Origin of the sequence: Lysobacter sp. Root667 (genome assembly GCF_001427715.1) — a bacterium.
In the GTDB taxonomy this organism is placed as follows: Bacteria; Pseudomonadota; Gammaproteobacteria; order Xanthomonadales; family Xanthomonadaceae; genus Lysobacter.
This window is the reverse complement of record NZ_LMHF01000013.1, coordinates 237,977-258,232: the sequence shown is the minus strand read 5'-3', so window position 1 is coordinate 258,232 and position 20,256 is coordinate 237,977. Positions and strand designations below refer to the sequence as shown.

Below are 20,256 nucleotides of genomic sequence, written 5' to 3'. Positions count from 1 at the left end.
TGGAGCTCACCTACAGCGCCGGGATTCACCTACCCGGCTGCTTCACCGTCAGCATCGCCGGCACCGCCTTGCCGACGCCGCGCAGGTCGGGACGGTACATGTCCTCGACCAGCGACGGCGGCACGGTGTAGGTGCCCGGCGTGACTGCACGCACCAGGTAGAACACCCGCGCGGTGTCGCCGACGTCGAGCTTGAGCGCGGCCACGTAACGGTCGTCGCGGAACTCCTCGTGGCGCACTTCGGCGGCCGAGTCGCGGTCGGAGATCTCGATCCCGTCCACCACCACGCCGGCCCATTGCTTAGCGTCGCCGAGATTGAAGTTCTCGATCTCCAGGCCCGCCGGCAGCAGGTCGGTGAGCAAGGCGTCCGGCATCGCGCGGCTGGCCTTGATGCTGACCTGCACGATCAGCGCGTCGCCCTCTTCCAGGGTACCGCCCTCCCAGGCCCCGCCCTTGGTCGTGTAGTACTTGCGCTTGACCTCGATCACCGAGCTGTCCGGATCGGGCGCGCGGCGCGGCACGCCGGCGATCTCCATGCTCGCGTACAGCGGCGGCTGGCCGACCGGATCGAAGCTCACACCGGCGGCCAGCGCGTCGTAGTCGAACACGCGACCGACGATCTTGGCCGCGCCGGCATCGGAGGCGATGTCGCCGACCTTCCACTGGCCGGACACGGTCTTGGCCTGGTCGGCCATCAGCGCCTTGCCCAGGCGCGCCAACGCGACCTGTTCCTGCGTGCTCAGCCACAGCCAGCCGCGATTGCGGCGCGCATCCAGTTCCAGGCCCAGCGGCACCGCACGGCCGTCGTAGGCCGGCGTGGCGAAGCCGCGTTCGTGCACCAGCGCGATCATCAGCGCGTCGTCGCGCACGCGGCTGCCGTAGTCGCCCAGATACTCCGGGCGGTCCTTGGAATCCTTGGCGAAACCTTCGGCGATCGCCTTCTTGCCGCGCGCCTTGTCGCCCTGCAGCGACAGCGCCAGGCCCAGGTGGACCAGCGGCAGGCCGGTCAGGCTGTTCTTGCGCTCGTTGTCGTACAAGGCGCGCAAGGTGCCCAGCGGGGCGCGGTTGACCCGCGCCAGCACGTAGCCGGCGTGCGCCTGGTAGGCGAACTTGAGGTGTTCGCGGCGGTCGTAGCCGAAGAACTGGGCGCCGCCGGACAGCAGGTCCTCGTTGAGCACCTTCAGCGATTTCTGCAGCATCGCCTCGGGCACGGCGAAGCCGGCGTCGCGCGCGTCGAGCAGGAACTCGACCACGTACGGCGTGATCGCCTGATTGACGTAGTCGCCGTCGCCCCACATCGAGTAATGGCCGGAGCCGATCTGCATCGCCGCCAGGCGGCCGAACGCGCCTTCCATGCGCGCGCGCCGCTGCTTGGCGTCCAGGCCCTTGACCCCGAGCATCTTCGCGGTCGCCTCGTCGAGTTCGAGCGCGGCGTAACCCTTGCTGGTGGTCTGTTCGGCGCAGCCGTACGGATATTCCAGGGCACCCTGCAGTGCGCTCGCGAACGGAATCGGCGGCAGTGCGCTGACCGTCATGCGCGCGTTGACAGAGCCCGGCATCAGGCCGTCGGCGAAGTCCGCGCCCAGGCGCACCGGCGCGGTCTGCTCCAGCACCTGGGTGCGCGCACGCAGCACCTGCGGCCAGGCCGGACGCACCGGCACGTCGTAGCGCCGGTCGACCTTGTAGCCGTTGCCTTCCACCCGCACGCGCACCTGCGCGACCGTGTAGCCCTCGCGGGCGACGATCGGGAAGGTATAGGTGGTCTTGGCCTCGACGCCCAGCGCGGCCTTGCGGTTGCCGTCGCTCAGCGACAGCGGGCCGATGCCTTCGACCTTGACCTCGAACTCGCCGGCCCGGCCGGTGAAGTTCTGCACGTCGAGCGTGACGTTGCTGCGGTCGCCCGGAGCGAGCACGCGCGGCGTGCTGGCCTCGGCCAGGACCGGGGCGCGCACGACGGTTTCGCGGTCGCGCTTGCCGTATTTGCCGCCCGAATACACCAGCGCCGACACCCGCAGGGTGCCGTTGAAATCGGGCACGGCCAGCTTGACCACGGCATTGCCCTTGGCGTCCAGGCGCACCGGTCCTGCGAACAGGTCCACGGTCTGCACCTTGGCGGTCGGACGCCGCGCCTGCGGCAACGCCTCCAGGGCCATGTCGCCGCCGAAGCGGATCTTGGCGGTGCCGCCTTCGAAACTTTCGATCACGCGCCCGTAGACGTCGTAGGCATCCACGCCCAGGCGACGCTGGGCGAAGAAATGCGCGGCCGCGTCCGGCACCGGGAAGCGGGTGATGTTGAGGATGCCGACATCGACCGCGGACACGGTGACGTAGGCCTCCTGCCCGGCCAGCTGCGGCACGCTGACGGCGACCGGCAGGTTCTGCTCGGGCCGCATCAGCTTGGGCACGTTGAGGCCGACCGCGACCGTGCGATCGCGTCGGTCCATCGGCACGTGCGCGATGCCGACCGCGCGCGCCGGCGTGATCTTGCTGGGCGCGCTGCCGCCGCGGAACACCAGCGCGGTGACGTAGATGTCGTGGCGCTCCCAGTCGGCGGTGACCGGAATCTCGTAGCTGCTGCCGGCTTTGACGTCGATCGCCTGCACGTACAGCATGCGATCGCTCTCGACCATCAGCACGCCCTTGCCGGCGTGCGGCGGGGTCAGGGTAACCTTGAGCGTGTCGCCGGCCTTGTAGGCGGTCTTGTCGAGCGCGATCTTGACCTTGTCCGGGCGGGCGTCGAGGCCGCGGTTCTGGTCGTCCCAGCTCCAGCCGGCCTTGAACGGATAGCGCGAGGTCAGCTTGGTCGCCGGGTCGTAGACGTCGAGGCGGTACTCGCCCCACTCGACCGGGAAGTCCACGCGCAGCGGCGAGGCGCCCAGGTCGACATTGCGGGTCTGGATGTCTTCGTAGCGGCGGTTGAAGTCGTAGTCCCAGCCGCCGTCGGCGTCGTAGTTCCAGTGGTAATCGCGGTGTTCGCGCACCAGGGTCACGCGCAGGGCCTTGCCCGGACGCGGCTTGCCGTCGGCGCCGACGCGGGTCAGCTCGAAGCCGGCATTGCCGTTGGAATCGGTGCCTTCCTTGTCGTCGAACAAGGGACGCACGCCGACCAGCGCATCGGCCGGCCACAGCACGCGCTTGAGGCTGCGGTTGACGCTGCGGCCGCCGCTTTCGTAGACGCTGCCGGTGAGGATGGCGGCGATTGGGCTGACCGGCTTGGCCTCGCTGGGCAGGGCGATGTCCTGCTGCAACTTGCCCTGGGCATCGAGCGTGGCGTCGACCACGTCCTTGGCTTCCTTGGGCAGGGTCAGGGTCGGGTCGCCGAAGAAGTAGCCCGGCAGCTGTTCCAGCGGATGCTGCTCCACCGTCACCGCGAGCTTGGCGGTGAAACGGTTGCTGGCCGCGGGCGCGCCGTACAGATAGGCGCCGTCGACCGCGAGCTTGATCGGCTCGCCGGGCTTGAGCGTGGCCTGGGCGTTGAGGTCGAGCTTGAGGCGCTCCGGCAGGAATTCCTCGATGCGCAGGGTCATGCCCTGCACCGCTTCCTTGCTGGCCGGATCGGTGCGGAACTCGACCCGCCAGCGCCCGGTCGCGGCGTCGGCCGGAATCACCTGGGCATGGCGCACGTAGCCCTGGGTATCGGGTTGCAGGCGCGTTTCCAGGAAGGTTTTGCCGTCGGGCTGGACGTAGCGCAGGAACACCGGCTGCAGCGCCTTGCCCTTGAGCGCGACCGGCTTGCCGTCCTGGTCGCGCAGCAGCGCCGACAGGCGCACGGTTTCGCCGGGGCGGTAGAGGTCGCGACCGGACCAAGCGAACACGTCGAACCAGGCCTGCTCGCGGCCGGACACCGCGAACTCGGACAGATCCAGCGCCGGCTGGTTGAACGGCAGCATCGACACGTCGCTGCCGCGCTGCGCGACCAGCACCTGGGTCGCATCGAGCTTGTAGGCCAGCATGACGTTGCCGTTGCGGTCGGTCTCGCCCTTCATCACCGGCTCGCCATCGGCGTCGATGACCTTGAGCTCGACCCCGCCGACCGCATCGCCGCTCTCCAGCGAGGCGGTGTGCACGAACAGCTTGTCCTTGTAGGCGCGCGCATGCAGGCCCAGATCGCTGACGGTGAAAAACGCGGTCTCGAACTCGTCCTTGAACTGGCCGGCGCGCTTCATCACCGCGAAATACAGGCCGGGCTTCTGCAGCTCCTCGATGTCCTGCAGCGGCAGATAGGTCAGCACGCGCTCGTTGGGCTTGCCGCCGAGCACGAAGCGATTGACGTAGACCGGTTCGGCGAGCTTGGACAGCGGCGTCTTGTCGTCCCAGTCGCGCTCCAGCTCCCAGCTGCCGCGACGGCCGCCGCGCTGGTACTCGGCGAAGAACTTCGGCAGGTCCTTGTCCTTGATGCGCATGAACTCGACGTCGACTTCGGCGACGTTGATCGAGACCACCGGCAGGCCGCGGCTCTCGCGCGCCGGCAGCACGCTGCCCTGCGAGGCGAAACCGACCACCGGATCCAGCGGCCCGGTGTAGACGTTGCTGGTCAGGGTCTTGCCGATGCGGTCGCCGTCGGCGGCGGTGAGGCCGCCCTTGATGGTGACCACGTAATCCTTGCTCGCCTCCACGTGCGGGAAGCGCAGCAGCTTGCCGCCCTCGTCCAGAACCCAGCTGCCCTTGACCACGGCGCCGTTCTTGTCGGCGACCGCGATCAACTCGTCGAAAGCCTGGGTGCCGACCAGCGGCTGGCTGAATTCCAGGGCGATCGCCAGCTGTTCGTCGGCTTTCTGATCGGGATAAGCGGCGACCAGGCCGAAACCCTGCACGGTTTCGCGCTTGGCCTTGATGGCTTCGCCGCTGACTTCGGGCAATTGGCCGGTAGTGTCGCGCTTGCATGCCACAGGGCCGGCTGCAAGCAGCAGGGCCAGGGCGACGACAGCGACCGGACGCGCGACGCGTCGGATCAGGCTCACAGCAGGACCCACGCGTTCCATCGTTGTCTCTCCCTGGTTTGCGACGAAGTATAGAGCGACGTTGGCGTCACGTAGAGAGGGTTTAGACAAGTTTTTGCGTCCGCAGGCGAAATATCGGCACCGTCCTGGCGCATGCGGGACGCGGATCGGCGGACACGGTCGCCGGCGCTCCCGCGCTCGCTCGCACGAAGTCGACTCCGAACCGGCTCCCTTTCATTCGCCCGATCGGCGACGTGCCACAAGCGCACCTGAAACATTGTTTCAAATCACATATCCCTCGACCTGCATGGCGCAACCGGTGTGCCGATGCATGACCAGAATCACATTGCGCGTGCCTCAGCGCCGGCTTTTTCCCTCTACGACCGGGCGGGTCTTGGCTAGCTTGGAAAAAGAGCGGGCCGCCAACCCGCTCGCCACAGACCCTGCGCATCGGCAGCACGGACGCCGTGCCAGGGATCGCCATCGACACGGCCGCCATCCGGCCGACCTGGGAGAGAGAACCCGATGACCACCCGCAAGCACGCAGCGCGGCTCGCCAAAGCCGCCCTGCTCCTGTCCATCGCCAGCGCGCCCGCCTTCGCCGCCAAGCCGCTGTTCGTCGGCGGGCCGGCGCCGGCGCCGCAACGCGCCGCACTGGCCACCGCGCAGCAATTGTCCAAGGCCGCCCCGACCCGCAGCCTGCGCATCGAGCGCGCCGACGCCTCGGTGGTCAGCGCGCAGACCCGCGAAATCGAACTGCGCCTGGGCTCGCACCTGGTCAATGCCGTGCTCGACGACGCGCATCAGACCGAACGCGGCAACACCGTGTGGCTCGGCCGTCTGCGCGACTCGCGCGGCGCCTCGGCCCTGCGCGGTGCGCGCGAAGTGCGCGTCGACGAGCGCAACTCGGTCGCCCTGGTCCGCCATGGCAACCGCATCACCGGCAACGTGCGCGTCGACGGCACCCTGTACCGCATCCAGTCCCTGCCCGACGGCAGCAATGCGGTGATCGAAGTCGACGAAACGCGGATGCCGCCGGACCACGCCGCCGATTACAGCGAAGCCGACCTGCCGCAGATCGACATGCGCGCCGCCGCCGCTCGCGCCAGCCGCAGCAGCGGCGGCCTGGTCGGCGCGGCCGCGATCGACCCCGGCGCCACCGCCACCATCCGCGTCCAGGTGGTCGCCACCAACCAGGCCGTCACGGCCTACGGCGGCGACATGGAAGCGCTGATCGAACTGGCCGTGGCCGAGAGCAACCAGGGCTACGTCAATTCCAACGTCGGCATCAACATGGTCCTGGCCAACTACCGCACGGTGGAATACACCTCGGTCGGCGACGGCCACGCCACCGACGTGCAGCGCTTCGCCGGCACCAGCGACGGCTACATGGACGACGTCCACGCCAGCCGCGACGCCAACGCCGCCGACGTCAACGTGCTGGTCATCAACGACGACAGCAACTGCGGCCGCGCCAGCTCGATCGGCTCCATCGCCGCCAGCGCGTTCGCAACCGTGTACTGGGATTGCGCGACCGGCTACTACAGCTTCGCCCATGAAATCGGCCATCTGCTGTCGGCACGCCACGATCCGGCCAACGACCCGACCAGCACGCCGTACGCGTACGGACACGGCTACCAGTACACGCCCGCCTCGGGCGCGCGCTGGCGCACGATCATGGCCTACCAGTGCAGCGGTACGGCCTGCACCCGCCTGAACTACTGGTCCAACCCGGACGTCACCTATAACGGCGTGGCCATGGGCACCACCAACCTCAACCACAACCAGCGCGTGCTGGTGCAGACCAAGGCGGCGATGGCGGCGTTCCGCGCCGACCCCGGCGCCAACGTGGCACCGGTGGCCAACTTCACCTCTTCGGCCAGCGGCCTGACGGTGGCGTTCACCGACTCGTCGACCGACAGCGACGGCAGCATCGTCTCGCGCAGCTGGAACTTCGGCGACAGCACCACTTCTTCGGCCAGCGGCCTGACGGTGGCGTTCACCGACTCGTCGACCGACAGCGACGGCAGCATCGTCTCGCGCAGCTGGAACTTCGGCGACAGCACCACTTCGACGGCGACCAACCCGAGCAAGACCTACTCGGCCGCCGGCACCTACACGGTGACGCTGACGGTGACCGACGACRACGGCGCGACCAACACCAAGACCTCCACGGTCACGGTGTCCACCGGCGGCGTGCAGACCTACACCAACGGCACCGACGTCAGYATTCCSGACAACAACGCGACCGGCGTGAGCAGTTCGATCGTGGTCTCGGGCCGGACCGGCAATGCGCCGAGCAACACCTCGATCTCGGTCAACATCGTGCATCCGTACAAGGGCGACCTGATCGTCGACCTGATCGCGCCGGANGAACTTCGGCGACAGCACCACTTCGACGGCGACCAACCCGAGCAAGACCTACTCGGCCGCCGGCACCTACACGGTGACGCTGACGGTGACCGACGACAACGGCGCGACCAACACCAAGACCGCCACCGTCACCGTCAATGCCAGCGGCGTGCAGACCTACACCAACGGCACCGACGTCAGCATTCCCGACAACAACGCGACCGGCGTGAGCAGTTCGATCGTGGTCTCGGGCCGGACCGGCAATGCGCCGAGCAACACCTCGATCTCGGTCAACATCGTGCATCCGTACAAGGGCGACCTGATCGTCGACCTGATCGCGCCGGACGGCTCGGTCTACAACATCCATAACCGCAGCGGCGGCAGCGCCGACAACGTCACCGGCACCTTCATCAAGGACCTGTCGAGCGAAGCGCTCAACGGCACCTGGAAGCTGCGTGCCGCCGATCGCGCCGGCGCGGACGTGGGCTACATCGATACCTGGAGCATCACCTTCTGATGCCGCCACTACCGGGCGCCCGCGCCCGGTTCGCGACGCAACCCGAACCCCGGCTCCGGCCGGGGTTTTTCTTTGGCTGCGCGTCCAAACCGGTATCGGGGCCACCACGATAACTGGAATAGCGCCCACGCTTATTCGCGGAATTTCATCACATTAGTTGCTTGATTATTCCTGTGAAAATAATCCAGGGACCCGGACTATTCACGAATGAGCGATGGAAACCATTGATTTACATGAATAACCCCGCCGCCGCATTCAGGCCATTCGCACCCCGTTTCCGCGGCGCATTATCTTTGTGCGGCGCAACAAAATATTTAAAACATTATTACAAACCAGTTTCGGTCTTGTGAAATCTAGATTCACACGCCAAAACCGGCAAAAAAACGGTTTCAGATGTAAGCGCCGTGCACTGCATCAGTACGCATTGATTACTTAACTAATGTGACCTGGTTCCACTACTTTGACGCCGATTTGCACAGAGACCTAGCGTCGCCACGCCGCCGCAAAGGACATCGCGTCGGCGTCCGATAGACCCACGACCTACCGCACGCACAAGGACGTATCGGTGCGCAGGCCAGGGCGTGTTGGTGACAGGGGGCGGATGCACCACCTGCAGTGAGCCGGCCGCGCCCGCGGCCCGACCAACAACACTAGTTCGGGGGTATCACCAGTGAATCGCCATTCCATACCGAAACTGCACGCACTCGCGGCCGCGGCCGCCCTGGTCCTGACCGCAGGCGCCGCCGACGCTGCGCAGCGCGTGGACCTGCACCAGCGCAATGTCGCCCAGCTCAACCAGCAGTACCGCGCAGCGACCGCCAGCGTCGGCGCCAGCGCCGATGCCGGCGCGCGTCACGCCGAGATGCTGGCATTGGATACGCAATCGACCCTCAAGGCGGTCGCGATCAAGGCCGATCGCGACGGCGCCCGTCACTATCGTTATCAGCAGAGCTATCGCGGCGTGCCGATCTTCGGCGAGCAGGTCGTGGTCAGCGAAGACGCCAACGGCAACGTCCGCACCCTGTTCGGCCAGATGATCGGCGGGCTCGATGCCGACCTGCCCAGCGTCACGCCCAAGCTCGCCAAGGCGCAGGCGCTGAGCATCGGCAAGCGCGCCGGCCTGGGCAACCGCCAGGGCCTGCTGAGCACCCGCAGCGAGAAGACCGAGCAGGTCATCTACGTCGACGACGGCGGCCGCGCGCATCTGGCCTATGTCGTGTCCTACTTCGCCGACTCCGCCAAGGGCGGCGCGCCGACCCGTCCGTTCGTGATCGTCGACGCCGCCAGCGGCGCGGTGCTCAAGCAGTGGGACGCGCTCGCCCACGCCAACGCCACCGGTCCCGGCGGCAACCAGAAGACCGGCCAGTACGAATACGGCACCGACTTCGGTTATCTGGACGTCGCCCAGAGCGGCACCACCTGCACCATGAACAACACGAACGTGAAGACGGTCAACCTCAATCACGGCACCAGCGGCAGCACCGCGTTCTCGTTCACCTGCCCGCGCAATACCGTGAAGACCATCAACGGCGCGTACTCGCCGCTCAACGATGCGCATTACTTCGGCAAGGTCGTGTACGACATGTACGGCGCCTATGTCGGCGTGCCCCCGCTGAGCTTCCAGCTGACCATGCGCGTGCACTACAGCACCAGCTACCAGAACGCGTTCTGGGACGGCTCGGCGATGACCTTCGGCGACGGCGGCTCGACCTTCTACCCGCTGGTCAGCCTGGACGTGTCGGCGCACGAGGTCTCGCACGGCTTCACCGAGCAGAACTCGAACCTGACCTACTCCGGCCAGTCCGGCGGCATCAACGAAGCGTTCTCGGACATGGCCGGCGAAGCCGCCGAGTACTACATGAACGGCAGCAACGACTTCCTGGTCGGCGCGCAGATCTTCAAGGCCACCGGCGCCCTGCGCTACATGGCCAATCCGCCGCAGGACGGCAGCTCGATCGGCCACGCCTCGAACTACACCAGCGGCATGGACGTGCATTACTCGTCCGGCGTGTACAACAAGGCCTTCTGGAAGCTGGCCACCACCTCCGGCTGGGATACGCAGAAGGCGTTCAAGGCTTTCGCCCGCGCCAACCAGCTGTACTGGACCGCGAGCACCAACTTCATCCAGGGCTCCTGCGGCGTCGAGACCGCGGCCACCGATCTGGGTTACAACGTCGCCGACGTCAGCGCGGCCTTCGCCCTGGTCGGCGTCGACTGCCCAGGCGGCGGCAACGCTCCTCCGGTGGCGAACTTCAGCGCCTCGGTCAGCGGCCTGAGCGTGGCCTTCACCGACACCTCCACTGACAGCGACGGCACCATCGCCTCGCGTAGCTGGAACTTCGGCGACGGCACCACGTCCACCGCGGCCAATCCGAGCAAGACCTACGCGACGGCCGGCACCTACACGGTCACGCTGACGGTCACCGACGACGACGGCGCCACCAACACCAAGACCTCCTCGGTCACGGTCGGCGGCACCGGTACCCAGACCTACAGCAACGGTACCGACTACGCCATCAACGACAACTCCACCGTCGAAAGCCCGATCTCGGTCTCCGGCCGCACCGGCAACGGTCCGAGCAACGCCTCGATCTCGGTCACGATCATCCACACCTACAAGGGCGACCTGAAGGTGGACCTGGTCGCGCCGGACGGCACGCTCTACAACATCCACAACCGCACCGGCGGCAGCGCCGACAACGTTACCGGCACCTTCACCAAGAACCTGACCAGCGAAGCGCTGAACGGTACCTGGAAGCTGCGCGTCAACGACAATGCGGCACTGGACACCGGCCGTATCGACACCTGGAGCATCACGTTCTGATCGCCCTCGCCGGGCCGCGGATGCGGCCCGGTTCTGGCGTGCACCCACAAAAACCCCGGCCTCGGCCGGGGTTTTTCTTGGCGACGATCGCGGCCTCGTCGCCGCGTCCGGCCCGGCCATACCGACTCCGTGCGCATCGCCCGATACGGCGGCGCGCTCCACGGCGTGCCCGCTCCACAAACGAAAACGCCACCCGGAGGTGGCGTTTTCGACGGCACGACGCGGACCCGGATCAGCTTTCCGGGTTCGCCGCCTCGCCCGCACTGTCGCCCGCCGTGGCGGCCGGCGGCAGCGCTTCGCTCTCGACATCCTCGTCCAGCGAGGCGTCCACGCGCTCGATGGTCTGCAGGGTCTCGTCGTCGGCCAGGCGCATCAGGGTCACGCCCTGGGTGTTGCGGCCGACCTGCGAGATTTCCGCCGCACGCGTGCGCACCAGGGTGCCGCCGTCGGAAATCAGCAGCACTTCGTGGTGGTCGCTGAGCTGGATCGCGCCGACCAGCGCGCCGTTGCGGTCGGTGGTCTTGAGCGCGATCACGCCCTGGGTGCCGCGGCCCTTGCACGGGTACTCGTCGACCGGGGTGCGCTTGCCGTAGCCGCGCTGGCTGGCGGTCAGGATGTCGCCGTCGCCGTCGACCACGATCATGCTGACCACCATCTCGCCCGGCGCCAGCTTGATGCCGCGCACGCCGCGGCTGTTGCGGCCGGTCGAACGCACGCCGCCCTTGCCGCGCTTGGACTTGTCGGCGCCGCCTTCGCTCTCGCCCGCGGCTTCGACGTCGGTATCGGCAACATCTTCGGCGCCGTCCGCCTCGACCGACTCGTCGATCACGTCCGCTTCGTCCTCGCGGCCGCTCTCGGCGAAGCGCACGGCCTTGCCGTTGCTCGCGAACAGCATGACCTCGCGCTGGCCGTCGGTCAGCGCCACGTCGACCAGGGCGTCGCCCTCGTCGAGGTTGATCGCGATCTTGCCGCGCGCCAGACGGAACGCGAACTCGGTCAGCGGGGTTTTCTTGACCATGCCCTTGCGGGTGGCGAAGAACACGAAATGCTCGTCGTCGTAGGCGCGCACCGGCAGCACGGCCTGGACCTGCTCGCCGGATTCCAGCGCCAGCCAGTTGATGATCGGACGGCCGCGCGCATTCGGGCCGGCGTCCGGCAACTGGTGCACCGGCAGCCAGAACACCCGGCCGGTGCTGGTGAAGGTCAGCAGGGTGTCGTGGGTATTGACCAGCCACAGCTTGTCGATGAAGTCCTCGTCCTTGGTCGCGGCCGCATTGCGGCCCTTGCCGCCGCGCTTCTGGGCGCGGTAGGCGCTGACCGGCTGGCGCTTGGCGTAGCCCGAATGCGACAGCGTGACCACCACGTCTTCCGGGGCGATCAGGTCGAGGATGTCGAGGTCTTCTTCGCTGGCGCGGATCTCGCTGCGACGGGCGTCGCCGAACTCTTCCTTGAGGTTGAGCAGTTCGGTGCGGATCACCTCGAGCAGCACGTCGGGGTTCTCAAGAATTTCGATCAGGCCGCGGATGGTTTCCAGCAGCAGCTTGTATTCCTCGGTGAGCTTTTCCTGCTCCAGGCCGGTCAGGCGGTGCAGGCGCATCTCCAGGATCTGGCTGGCCTGGATCTCGGTGAGCCGGTAACGGCCGTCGTGCAGGCCGAACTCGAACGCCAGGTCTTCCGGCCGCGAGGCCTCGGCGCCGGCCGCGCCGAGCAGCGCGCCGACCAGGCCCGGTTCCCAGGTCTTGGCGAGCATGCGCTCGCGCGCCTCGTTCGGATTGGCCGAGGTCTTGATCAGCTCGATCATCTCGTCGATGTTGGCGAGCGCGACCGTCAGGCCTTCCAGGACGTGCGCGCGCTGACGCGCCTTGCGCAGATCGAAGATGGTGCGGCGGGTCACCACTTCGCGGCGGTGACGGATGAAGGCTTCGAGGATCTGCTTGAGGTTCAGCAACTGCGGGCGGCCGTCGACCAGCGCCACCATGTTGATGCCGAACACCGACTCCATCTGGGTCTGCTGATAGAGGTTGTTGAGCACCACTTCGGCCGACTCGCCGCGCTTGATCTCGATGAAGATGCGCATACCGTCCTTGTCGGACTCGTCGCGCAGCTCGCTGATGCCTTCGAGCTTCTTCTCCTTGACCAGCTCGGCGATCTTCTCGATCAGCCGCGCCTTGTTGACCTGGTACGGGATCTCGGTGACCGCGATCGCCTCGCGGCCGGTGTCCTCGTTGACCTCGATCTCGGCGCGCGCGCGCATGCGCACGCGGCCGCGGCCGGTGCGGTAGGCGTTGATGATGCCGGCGGTGCCGTTGATGATGCCCGCGGTCGGGAAGTCCGGGCCGGGGATGTATTCCATCAGTCCGTCGACGTCCAGTTCCGGCTCGTTGATCAGCGCGATGGTCGCGTTGATCACTTCCGACAGGTTGTGCGGCGGAATGTTGGTCGCCATGCCCACGGCGATACCGGCCGAGCCGTTGATGAGCAGGTTCGGCACCCGGGTCGGCATGACCGTGGGTTCGAGTTCCTTTTCGTCGTAGTTGGGCTGGAAGTCGACGGTTTCCTTGTCGATGTCCGCCATCAGCTCGTGGGTGAGCTTGGCCATGCGCGATTCGGTGTAACGCATCGCCGCGGCGGAGTCGCCGTCGACCGAACCGAAGTTGCCCTGGCCGTCGACCAGCAGATAACGCAGCGAGAACGGCTGGGCCATGCGCACCAGCGTGTCGTAGACCGACTGATCGCCGTGCGGGTGGTACTTACCGATCACGTCGCCGACGATACGCGCCGACTTGAAGTGGGGCTTGTTGCTGTGCGCGCCGAGTTCGCTCATCGCGTACAGGACGCGGCGGTGCACCGGCTTGAGACCATCGCGGACGTCGGGTAGCGCGCGCCCCACGATCACGCTCATGGCGTAGTCGAGGTAGCTGCGGCGCATCTCGTCTTCGAGATTGACCTGGATGATTTCCTTGGCGAGTTCGGCCATCAGGGTTCCGTGCTGAGCGGTTGTGCTAGGCGCCCCGGACGGCCGCAAAAACCTGCCCGTGCGGGCCTGTTCTGCAGCTCGCTCTGGGCGGCATCAAAAGGACAGGAAATCTTATCACAAAACCGGGTTTCACGGCAGCCCGATTCCCACGCAGAAACAAGCACTTGCGGGCTATTTTCAGGCTTGCGAGCGGGCCGCGCCGGCGGCCCGCCGGATCAACCCGGGAAGGCGGCGCGCATGGCCTGCGGATCCGGGCGCTCGATTACCCCGCGCTCGGTGACGATGGCGTCGATCAGATCGTGCGGGGTGACGTCGAATACCGGGTTCCAGGCGCCGACCTGCTCGGCCGCGGTACGCACTCCGCCGACCCCGAACAGCTCGCCCGGATCGCGTTCCTCGATCTCGATCGAATCGCCCGAGGGCGTGGCCATGTCGACCGTGGACGAAGGCGCGGCGACCATGAACCTGACGCCGTGGTGGCGCGCGGCGATGGCCAGCTGGTAGGTGCCGATCTTGTTGGCGGTGTCGCCGTTGGCGCAGATGCGATCGGCGCCGACGATCACCCACTGCACGCGCCCGCTCTTCATCAGGTGCGAGGCGGCGGCGTCGGCGATCAGGGTCGGGGCGATGCCGTCCTGCTGCAGCTCCCACACGGTCAGGCGCGCGCCCTGCAGCCAGGGCCGGGTCTCGCCGGCGTAGACCTGGTCGATGCGGCCCTGGGCGACGCCGGCGCGGATCACGCCCAGCGCGGTGCCGAAGCCGGCGGTGGCCAGCGAGCCGGTGTTGCAGTGGGTCAGCACGCCGCTGCCGGGGACGATCAGGGCCGCGCCCAGCGCGCCCATGCGGCGGTTCGCGGCCAGGTCCTCGTCGGCGATGGCCTGGGCTTCGGCCGCGATCACGGCGCGCCAGTCGGCGCCCGCGGCGGCGAGCGTGCGGCGCATGCGCGCCAGCGCCCAGGCCAGGTTGACCGCGGTCGGGCGCGCGGCGTTGAGGCGCTGCAGCGCCGGTTCCAGCAAGGCCAGCGCAGCCGCGCCGTCGTCGGCCTGGATGTCGCGCGCCGCCAGGACCGCGCCCCAGGCCGCGGCGATGCCGATCGCCGGCGCGCCGCGCACGGTCAGGGCATGGATCGCGGCCGCGACCGCGTCGCTGTCCTCGCAACGCACGTATTCGACATGGAACGGCAGCCGGCGCTGGTCCAACAGTTCCAGGGCGTCGCCGGTCCAGCGGATCGGGCGGATGCGGTCGTAGCGGTCGAAATCGATATCGTTCATACGCACAGTTTATCGCAGCGAGCCCCTGCCCTGGCCGCGCCCTGGACGCGGGCGCAAGCTGCGGATGCGCCGCAAAGAAAACGGGCCCCGCGTCGCCGCGGGGCCCGATGCCGGTTCGTTCCTGGACGACGCGATCAGCGCACGCTGAACTCGCCGCGGCAGCCTGCCTGGACCCAGATCCCGTTCGGATCCCAGCCCCAGGTCTGGCCTTCGATGCAGGCGCCCTTGGACATCTGGCGGATCAGGCGCGCACCGTCGCGGATGCTGGTGTTGCAGCGGCGGATGCGGCCCTTGCGGCCGTCGTTGGATTCGCAGACCAGGCTGCGCCATTGGTTGTAGCCGCCGCCGTTCCAGCCGCCACCGCCGTTCCAGTTACCGCCGCCGCGGCCGCTGGAGAACTCGCCGCGGCAGCCGTTGCTGACCCACACGCTACCGCGCTGCGAACCCCAGCTCTGGCCTTCGATGCAGGGCGACTTCGACATCTGCCGCACCAGGCGCGCGCGGTTGCCGCCGATGGCGCAGGTGCGGGTACGGCCGTCGTCGGACTCGCACACCACACTGTCGCTGTTGCCGCCGCCGTTCCAGCCGCCACCGCCGTTCCAGTTGCCGCCACCGCCGCCGCGACCGAGTTCGAACTCGGCGCGGCAGCCGTTGCTGACCCAGACGCCGTCGCGGTCGTAACCCCAGCTGTTGCCCTGGATGCATTGCGACTTGGAGAACTGGCGCACCAGACGCACGCCGCCGCGGGTGTCGGCATCGCAATGACGGTTGCGGCCGTCGTCGGATTCGCAGCGGATGGTCTGCTGGCCGCCGTAGTAATCGGAATCGTACTGCGGCGCGGCTTGCGCGACCGCGCTAACGCCCAGCACCAGGGCGAAACTGGAAACGATGCGTACGAACATGTCCGTCACTCCTTGTCAGTTGACTGCAACTCTATCCACGTCCGCTTAACGCGAGCTCAAGATTTTCGATGCTGCACTGCATCGAACCGGCTGCGTTTAGCTGCGGCTTAACGTGATCCGGCGGGCTCGGCCGGACGGACACGCAAAGTATGCCTTGAGCGTGCGTCATCGACTGGTGACAGGCACGCAAAGCATGAGACGGCGCGGCCGCAGGGATCAACCGCCGCGCGGCACGTCGACCTCGAACTCGGCGCGGCAGCCGTCCTCGACCCAGATGCCGTTGCCGTCGAAACCCCAGGTGCGGCCTTCCACGCACTGCGAGCGCGAGAGTTGCTTGTGCATGCGCACGCCGGCGCCGGTCTCGACCGCGCAGCGCTGGGCCAGGCTCTTGATCGATTCGCACAACACCAGTTTGCCGCGCGGCGCGGCGACGACGGGTTCGGCCGCGGCGCCGGACAGCTCCTGGAATTCGCCGCGGCAGCCGCCGGACACCCAAAGGCCCTGGCCGTCGACGCCCCAGTTCTGATCGCGGATGCACGGACGCTTGGACAATTGGCGCACCAATTGCAGGCCGTTTGCGCTCTCGGCGCGGCAGTGGTTCCAGCGCCCGCCCTTGGATTCGCAACGCAGCACGCGATCGCCGGAGCGGCTGTCGGGGCTGCTGCCGCCCTGGCCGAGCACGAAGTCAGCGCTGCAGCCGCGCGCGACCCAGACGCCGCTGCGGGTGACGCCCCAGCTCTTGCCTTCGGCGCATTCGCTGCCGGACAGGCGCCGCACCAGGCGCACGCCGCCGCTGGTGTCGGCCGGGCATTGGCGCGGCGATTCGCTGTCGGATTCGCAACGCAGCACGCGGTCGCCGTACAGCCGTTCGCCGCCGGCCTGAGCCATGGCCGCGCCCGCGCTGGCCGCAAGGGCCAACGCCAACGACAGTGCCGCGGCTGAACGTGTGCGCATTGCGATCTCCCCCAAGCGATACGCGATCACTCTACCCCGCGCACCTGAATGGTCAATCAAAAGATCCTGCGACTGTCGCGCCGCGCGCTCTGCGTTCAGGCTTGTCATGCGCGCGCGAAATCGAAGGCCAGGACATCGGCGATGCTCGGCGCGCCGAGCATCGCCATGAGCAGGCGGTCGACGCCGAGCGCGACGCCCGCGCAATCGGGAAACCCATTGCCCAGCGCGGCCAGCAGCGCCTCGTCGCGCGGCGGCGCGGGCGCGCCGCGTTGCGCGCGCAGGTTCGCATCGCGTTGGAAACGCGTGCCCTGCTCGTCCGCATCGGCGAGCTCGTGGTAGCCGTTAGCCAGTTCCAGCGGGCCCAGATAAAGCTCGAAACGTTCGGCCACCGGCGGGTCGTCGGCGCGCACGCGCGCGAGCGCGCACTGCGAGGCCGGGTAGTCGTAGATCGCGAGCAGGCGGTCGGGCGCGAACCCGGGCTGCAGGCGATGGGTCATCAGCAGGTCCAGCCAGTCGTCGCGGGTCAGGCCGTCGGGGTCGATCACCACATCGCCCAGGGCCGCACGCAGTTCCGATTCGTCGGCCGACGCCGGGTCCAGGCCCAGGCGCTGGCGGTACAGCTCGCGATAGGCCACGCGTTCCAGCGTGGCCGCACGCCCGACCAGGGCCAGCGCGGCCTGCACCAGCTCGGCGGTTTCGGCGATCAGGCGTTGATGGTCGTAGCCGAGCCGGTACCACTCCAGCATGGTGAATTCCGGGTTGTGGCGGCCGCCGGCTTCGCCGTCGCGGAACACCCGTCCGAGCTCGTAGCAGTCGCCGAAGCCGGCCGCGAGCAGGCGCTTGAGCGGGTATTCGGGCGAGGTGCGCAGCCAGCGCGTGCGCGGCGCGCCGTCGGTGCGGCCGCCGAACTGCAGCGAGAACGAGGCGATGTTGGGATCGGTGTTGCCGGCCATCGACAACACTGGGGTCTCGACTTCGACGACGCCGCGCTGGGCGAAGAAATCGCGTATGCGGGCGTTGAGCGCGGCGCGCAGGCGCAGCGTTTCGAAGCGGGCCGACGGCCGCCAGTCGTACGGAAGACCGGCGCTCACGCGGGGCGCCGACCGTGCTGCGCCAGGAACGCGAGCAACTGCGCCTCGTCCCAGATCGGCACGCCCAGTTCCTGGGCCTTGTCGAGCTTGGAGCCGGCGGCCTCGCCGGCGACGACGAAGCTGGTCTTCTTCGACACGCTGCCCGCCACCTTGGCGCCGAGCGCTTCCAGATCGGTCTTGGCCTCGTCGCGCGACAAGGCGCTCAGGGTGCCGGTGAGCACGGCGGTCTGGCCGTCGAGCGGGCCGACCGCCGCGTCCGCATCGTCCGGCAAGCGGCGCTGCAGTTCCGCCAGCGCCTTGCCGACGCGCTGCAGCAGGTCCGCGTTGTCGGTGTCGTCGCGCCAGTGGGCGAAGGCCTGCGCGCTGTCGGCCGGCAGGCCGGCGGTCACGTAGGCGTGTTCGGGCGCGGCCGCCAGCTTGGTCGCATCGGCGAACGCGGCGGCGAGCTGGTCGGCGCGGATGCGGGTGACCTTGGGAATTTCCATGTCGACCAGCAGGGTCGCCAGGTTGAGATCCGGGCCGAGCTTGGGCGAAGGTCCGTGCGCGTCGGTAATGTTCACGCCGCGCTCGAGCAGATCGTCGATCACCTGCTGATTGCCCGGCTGGTCGAAGAAATGGCCCAGCGAGCGCGCCACTTCGCCGCCGATGTCCGGCACGCGCTTGAACAGGGGCCAGGGCAGATGGCGGATCAAGGCCAGATCGCCGAACCAGACCGCCAAGGCCTTGGCGGTGCTCTCGCCGACGTGCTGGATGCCGAGCGCGAACAGGAAGCGTTCGAGCGTGGTGGCGCGGCTGCGATCGATGGCCTCGATCAGGTTGTCGGCCCATTTGGTCGCGACCTTGCCGGCCTTGACCGTCTCGGGGGTGGTGCCGTCGCGTTCGTCCGCGCGCCGCTTCATCTCGAGCAGATCGTCCAGCCCGAGTTTGTACAGATCCGCCACCGACTTCACGTAGCCCAGGTCGGACAGGACTTCGACATAGCGCTCGCCCAGGCCCTCGATGTCCATGGCCCGACGCGAGGCGAAATGGATGATCGCCTCCTTGCGCTGGGCGGGACAGATCAGCTCGCCCGAGCAGCGCCAGACCACCTCGCCTTCCTCGCGCACCAGTTCCGAGCCGCATTGCGGACAGGCCTCGGGCATGGACCAGGGCCGGGTGCCGGGCGGACGCTGTTCGACCACCACGCGCACCACTTCCGGAATCACGTCGCCGGCGCGGCGCACGATCACGGTGTCGCCGGCGCGCACGTCCAGGCGCGCGATCTGGTCGGCGTTGTGCAGGGTCGCGCGGGTCACGACCACGCCGCCCACCTGTACCGGCGCCATCAGCGCCCACGGCGTGACCGCGCCGGTGCGGCCGACGTTGACCTCGATCGATTCGACCGTGGTCGACTGCTCCTGGGCCGGAAACTTGTGCGCGATCGCCCAGCGCGGCGCGCGCGAGACGAAGCCCATCTCGCGCTGGCCGGCGTAGTCGTCGAGCTTGTAGACCACGCCGTCGATGTCGAACGGCAGCGCGTGGCGCTTTTCGCCGATGCGGCGGTAATAGCCGAGCAGGCCCTGGGTTCCGGCGACCACGTCGCTTTCGCCGCTGACCGGGAACCCCCATTCGCGCAGCTTGGCCAGGGTCGCCGAATGGGTGGGTGGCAGTTCGTAGCCTTCGACCACGCCGACCGCGTAGGCGTAGAACGCCAGCGGCCGCTGCGCGGTGATGCGCGGATCGAGCTGGCGCAGCGAGCCGGCGGCGCCGTTGCGCGGATTGGCCAGAACCTTGCCGCCATCGTTGAGCGCGCGTTCGTTGTAGGCCTTGAACGCGGCCAGCGGCATGTAGACCTCGCCGCGCACTTCCAGCGTCTGGGGCCAGTCCTTGCCGCGCAGCTTCATCGGGATCGCCTTGATCGTGCGCAGATTGGCGGTGACTTCCTCGCCGGTGGCGCCGTCGCCGCGGGTCGCGCCCTGGACGAAGCGGCCACCTTCGTAGCGCAGGCTGATCGCCAGGCCGTCGAGCTTGGGCTCGACCGAGAAGGTGGGCGAGCTGCGTTCCAGGCGTTCTTCGATGCGGCGTTCGAAATCGGCCACTTCCTCATCGCTGAAGGCATTGCCTAGCGACAGCATGGGGATCGCGTGGCGGACTTCGGCGAAGGCCGAGGACGGCGCGTTGCCGACGCGCTGGGTCGGCGAATCGGGGGTGCGCAGGTCCGGGTACGCGGCTTCGAGCTCGTCGAGTTCGCGCAGCAGGCGGTCGTACTCGGCGTCGGGGATCGCCGGGTCGTCGAGCACGTGGTAGCGGTAGTTGGCGTCTTCGAGCTGCTGACGCAGTGCGGCGGCGCGTTGCGCGGCTTTGGCGGAGTCGGTCATCGCGGGCAGTCCAAGGCGCTGCGGTCGCAGCGCGATGGCGCCATTTTGAACGCTTTGGAGGATTCTGGGGAC

9 protein-coding genes and 2 pseudogenes are annotated in these 20,256 nt (G+C 68.0%); 4 read left to right on the top strand and 7 right to left on the bottom strand.

Translation table 11 applies throughout. The annotated features are described in order from the left end of the window. Positions 1-25: 25 nt before the first annotated feature. Positions 26-4,981 (bottom strand): alpha-2-macroglobulin, encoded by a 4,956-nt coding sequence (locus ASD78_RS13940; RefSeq protein ID WP_056102427.1) that lies wholly within the window; start codon positions 4,979-4,981, stop codon positions 26-28. A gap of 483 nt (positions 4,982-5,464) precedes the next feature. Here ASD78_RS13940 and ASD78_RS21260 point away from each other — a divergent pair. From ASD78_RS21260 to ASD78_RS13925, 4 genes and pseudogenes are all read left to right on the top strand, one after another. Beyond that, a pseudogene (locus ASD78_RS21260) lies at positions 5,465-6,769 on the top strand (M12 family metallo-peptidase); the annotation flags it as partial. Further along, a pseudogene (locus tag ASD78_RS21570) lies at positions 6,755-7,311 on the top strand (PKD domain-containing protein); the annotation flags it as partial. The pseudogenes ASD78_RS21260 and ASD78_RS21570, both read left to right, overlap by 15 nt. A gap of 1 nt (position 7,312) precedes the next feature. After that, positions 7,313-7,808 (top strand): proprotein convertase P-domain-containing protein (locus ASD78_RS21750; protein ID WP_304438479.1); only part of this gene is annotated, 496 nt, incomplete at its 5' end. 670 nt (positions 7,809-8,478) lie between these two features. Then, positions 8,479-10,632, top strand: coding sequence for a M4 family metallopeptidase (locus tag ASD78_RS13925; protein ID WP_082575627.1), 2,154 nt, complete (start codon positions 8,479-8,481; stop codon positions 10,630-10,632). A gap of 232 nt (positions 10,633-10,864) precedes the next feature. On the opposite strand, the gene gyrA is transcribed toward ASD78_RS13925, so the two are convergent. The 6 genes from gyrA to ligA all read right to left on the bottom strand — a co-directional run bounded on the left by gyrA (position 10,865) and on the right by ligA (position 20,184). After that, positions 10,865-13,609, bottom strand: a complete 2,745-nt coding sequence (gyrA, locus tag ASD78_RS13920; RefSeq protein WP_055906484.1) for a DNA gyrase subunit A — start codon at positions 13,607-13,609, stop codon at positions 10,865-10,867. Positions 13,610-13,824: 215 nt separating this feature from the next. Beyond that, positions 13,825-14,880 carry an S-methyl-5-thioribose-1-phosphate isomerase gene (gene mtnA / locus ASD78_RS13915; protein ID WP_056102422.1) on the bottom strand — a complete coding sequence of 352 codons (1,056 nt, stop codon included), beginning with the start codon at positions 14,878-14,880 and terminating at the stop codon, positions 13,825-13,827. 134 nt (positions 14,881-15,014) lie between these two features. Continuing rightward, entirely contained in the window at positions 15,015-15,782 is a 768-nt protein-coding gene (locus tag ASD78_RS13910; RefSeq protein ID WP_056102419.1) for a DUF3011 domain-containing protein, read from the bottom strand. Positions 15,783-15,998: 216 nt separating this feature from the next. Next, positions 15,999-16,736: a DUF3011 domain-containing protein gene (locus tag ASD78_RS13905; protein ID WP_235566504.1), complete on the bottom strand. Its 738-nt coding sequence runs from the start codon at positions 16,734-16,736 to the stop codon at positions 15,999-16,001. A gap of 104 nt (positions 16,737-16,840) precedes the next feature. Continuing rightward, a complete protein-coding gene (epmA, locus tag ASD78_RS13900) occupies positions 16,841-17,827 on the bottom strand; it encodes an EF-P lysine aminoacylase EpmA (RefSeq protein ID WP_056102413.1) in 987 nt (328 codons plus the stop codon). Next, entirely contained in the window at positions 17,824-20,184 is a 2,361-nt protein-coding gene (gene ligA / locus ASD78_RS13895) for an NAD-dependent DNA ligase LigA (protein WP_056102411.1), read from the bottom strand. Before ligA ends, epmA begins: the two co-directional genes overlap by 4 nt. Between the last annotated feature and the right edge of the window lie 72 nt (positions 20,185-20,256).

Bases quoted from the DNA above. Each gene is read 5' to 3' on its own strand.
- ASD78_RS13940 (WP_056102427.1), bottom strand. From the start codon at position 4,981: ATGGAACGCGTGGGTCCTGCTGTGAGCCTGATCCGACGCGTCGCGCGT.
- gyrA (WP_055906484.1), bottom strand. From the start codon at position 13,609: ATGGCCGAACTCGCCAAGGAAATCATCCAGGTCAATCTCGAAGACGAG.
- mtnA (WP_056102422.1), bottom strand. From the start codon at position 14,880: ATGAACGATATCGATTTCGACCGCTACGACCGCATCCGCCCGATCCGC.
- ASD78_RS13910 (WP_056102419.1), bottom strand. From the start codon at position 15,782: ATGTTCGTACGCATCGTTTCCAGTTTCGCCCTGGTGCTGGGCGTTAGC.
- ASD78_RS13905 (WP_235566504.1), bottom strand. From the start codon at position 16,736: ATGCGCACACGTTCAGCCGCGGCACTGTCGTTGGCGTTGGCCCTTGCG.
- ligA (WP_056102411.1), bottom strand. From the start codon at position 20,184: ATGACCGACTCCGCCAAAGCCGCGCAACGCGCCGCCGCACTGCGTCAG.